Origin of the sequence: Clostridium sulfidigenes, assembly GCF_052067195.1 — a bacterium.
GTDB classification, from domain to species: domain Bacteria; phylum Bacillota; class Clostridia; order Clostridiales; family Clostridiaceae; genus Clostridium_J; species Clostridium_J sulfidigenes.
Genome location: NZ_JBQHQR010000030.1, coordinates 1 through 3,117 on the forward strand (window position 1 = coordinate 1; position 3,117 = coordinate 3,117).

Annotated in this window: 3 protein-coding genes and 1 tRNA gene; 3 read left to right on the plus strand and 1 reads right to left on the minus strand. The window is 27.0% G+C overall.

Annotated elements, in window-relative coordinates; genetic code table 11:
* Window positions 1-34: 34 nt before the first annotated feature.
* The 3 genes from ACTNBA_RS18930 (at window position 35) to ACTNBA_RS18940 (ending at window position 1,864) form a co-directional block, all read left to right on the plus strand.
* Window positions 35-110 (plus strand) — tRNA-Lys (locus ACTNBA_RS18930).
* 96 nt (window positions 111-206) lie between these two features.
* Window positions 207-722, plus strand: coding sequence for a GNAT family N-acetyltransferase (locus tag ACTNBA_RS18935; protein ID WP_441075810.1), 516 nt, complete (start codon window positions 207-209; stop codon window positions 720-722).
* Between the two features lie 38 nt (window positions 723-760).
* A complete protein-coding gene (locus ACTNBA_RS18940; protein WP_051824307.1) occupies window positions 761-1,864 on the plus strand; it encodes a mechanosensitive ion channel family protein in 1,104 nt (367 codons plus the stop codon).
* 41 nt (window positions 1,865-1,905) lie between these two features.
* Here the strand turns inward: ACTNBA_RS18940 and ACTNBA_RS18945 are convergent, their stop codons facing one another.
* Window positions 1,906-2,652, minus strand: a complete 747-nt coding sequence (locus ACTNBA_RS18945; RefSeq protein ID WP_441075813.1) for a hypothetical protein — start codon at window positions 2,650-2,652, stop codon at window positions 1,906-1,908.
* Window positions 2,653-3,117 lie beyond the last annotated feature (465 nt).

Sequence of the window (3,117 nt, forward strand, 5' to 3'; positions counted from 1 at the left end):
GTGGGAGGGTAGGTTGTTGCCAGGTTTTTAATGTGGTTCACTAGCTCAGTCGGTAGAGCACATGACTTTTAATCATGGTGTCCGGGGTTCGATCCCCCGGTGAGCCACCAAAAGCACTTCATTATGGAGTGCTTTTTTTATATATAAAATAATAAATTTAATTTATAATAATATGAGAAGTAGCATTTTGGTATGGAGGGTAGAAAGTGTATAATATATGTGAAGGACAACGAATTTATTTAAGAAATATAGAATTAAATGATGCTAAATTGGTTGCTAAATGGAAAGATGAAATAGTAATGAGAAAAATGTCCGTGGGATTAAATACAAATATAAGTTATGAAAATCAATTTCAAGACATTAAGCTTAGCATAGAAGAAGGAGAAGAATTATATTTAATTATTGAATTAAAAGATAATAATGAACCTATAGGATACATAAGAATAAACTGGTTAGATGAAAATAAAGAAATGGCTTGGCTTAGGTTTGGATTAGGAAGTCATAGGCAAGAGGGATATGCTAAGGAAGGATTAAAATTAATTATAGATTATTTATTTAGCATTGGAACTCATAGGATTGATGCAGAGGTGTTAATGTTTAACTATCCTAGTCAAGGCACATTAAGGTCAGTAGGTTTTCTTCGTGAAGGAACAAGAAGACAAGCATATTATGATGGAGAAGAATATGTTGATGTTTTTGTTTTTGGAATTGTAAAGGAATAAATAATGAAAACTAAGTTTTTATATAGGAGGAAAGATAAATGGTAATAGCTCAAGTAGAGATATTAACGAATAAATATGTACAGATTATATTAAATAGTAAATTTTTTGAAGTGTGGAAGTCAATTGCAATAGGAGTAGGAATATTCGTATTGTTAATGTTCCTAAGGAACATATTTGCTAAATATATTATAAAGATATTAGATGGTATATTTAAAGCTTTAAAAATTAAAAGTGCTAGAAAAATATTGAGTGCATTTGAAAAACCTATAAAAATGGCATTTATAGTAATGGGTGTATACATATTTATGAGTATACTAAATTCATCAATGGGATGGAATATTAGCAGTATAATTAATAAATTATTAGGGACATCAATTATAGTATTATTTGCTAATGGATTAATTAACATTACTAATAATTCAGATGATTTTTTATTTAGAGCTACAGATAAATATGATATAAAAGTGAATACTGTATTAATACCTATGATGGCCAAAGGAATAAAGTATTTAATTATAGCTTTTGCAATTATACAAGTAGCGAATATTTGGGGACTAGATGTAAATGCTTTTATAACAGGAATAGGTTTAGGGGGAGTTGTAATAGCTTTGGCAGCAAAAGATTTTGCTGCAAATATGATGTCAGGTGTCATAATATTTATGGATAATCCTTTTACAATAGGTGATTGGATTAAGTGTAAGGAGATAGAGGGAATAGTAGAAGATATTAGTTTTAGAAGTACAAGAATAAGAACTTTTGATAAAGTGTTAATAACGGTTCCTAACTCATTACTAGTAAATGATTCAATTTTAAACTTTAACAAGAGAGAGTTAAGAAGAGTAACTATGAATATAGGAGTAACCTATGATACAGCTACTGAGCAGCTTCAAAGGTGTGTTAGTAGCATAAAGGATATGCTAAAAAATCATGATGGAGTAGATAGTGAGAGTATTCATGTTAGCTTTAGTACATTTAATGAAAGTAGTTTAGACATAGGTATGTATTTTTTTATAAATAGAATTGAATTCAATGAATATATGGAGATTAAAGAAGATATAAATTATAATATAATGAAAATTCTAAGTGATGAGGAAGTAAGCATTGCTTTCCCAACAAAAAGTGTATATATAGAAAATAAATAAAAGGTTTAGGTAGTTCTTATTTGAATTACCTAAACCTTTTATTACTCATTTATAAAGTCAATAATTTCGTTGTATAAACTTCTTACACCATAATGCCAGTTTTGATCAGCAGAGTACTTTCTATTAATCCATACTAAAGGATCGACACTATCAGGTCTATCCTTAGATAGATTTATAATTGTACGACAAGCAATTTCTGATGCATCTACAATATCAGTATTATAACTTTGCCAACTACAAAATACATTATAAGGATTGTTAGCTATTTTAGTAGCACTTACATGATCTTGAGGAACAAAGCTTTGTTCTTGACCTGTAATAGCAAATAGCAGTATAGGATTAATATTAAAATCTCTACCAATTTCTATTATGGATGAAAAGTAAGGTTCATCCTTAAGTATAGAAGATCTATTAGCTAAATAAGATTTTAATAAGTTTTCATCTATAACTTTATATTTAAACCAATCAGGTAAATGCATAGTTTGGTTTATCGCTTCTTCACTTACTTGATTATTATGATACAAATTTTTATATTTTTGTTGAGACTTTTGTATAGAATAAGAATTATATTCAGAATTATATTTTGAAAGTTCAGTGGTTAATGTATTAGAGTTATTAACTCTATAAGTTATAGATAGAGTATTTATTGATTTTATGTCACTGTTGATTAATTTTGTATTTTTATTAGATGTATTTTGTCCTTGCTCTGTGGTTGATAAATTAATAAGTTGTAATACTAATATAAATATAACAACTAGAGGAATAAAACTTTTTTCTTTCTTCTTCATAAATTTAATCACCATATTTCCCAAAATTTTTATTAATAATTATAATCTGTCCAAAAAAAAAATATATATTCAATTTATATATTTTTTTAAAAGGTAAGAGATAATTAATTTTAGACAATGGTAATTATTCATTCATACTTATACCAATAAACAATATAAGTAAATGCATGATATAAATGTATAAATACAATTAATAGATTAAATAAACAAATCCTAGTGTATCAATATGAGGATAAGTTAGCAATTAGAAGAAATCACTAGAAAGATAAGGCTATTTATAAATAAATTTAAATTATGTAATAAATACATAATTAAATCATGATAAGATAAGTCTTGTCGCTGAGAGATGCGGCGGAAAACAACAAGAAATTAAGAAAAAAACTTCTTAAAAAAATGTTGACAGATAAGAGATTATCTAGTAGAATAGTAAGAGTCGTCGGAAGTAATCGATGATAATGAAAACCA

Coding starts and splice junctions, on each gene's coding strand:
- ACTNBA_RS18940 (WP_051824307.1), top strand. CDS start 761: ATGGTAATAGCTCAAGTAGAGATATTAACGAATAAATATGTACAGATT.
- ACTNBA_RS18945 (WP_441075813.1), bottom strand. CDS start 2,652: ATGAAGAAGAAAGAAAAAAGTTTTATTCCTCTAGTTGTTATATTTATA.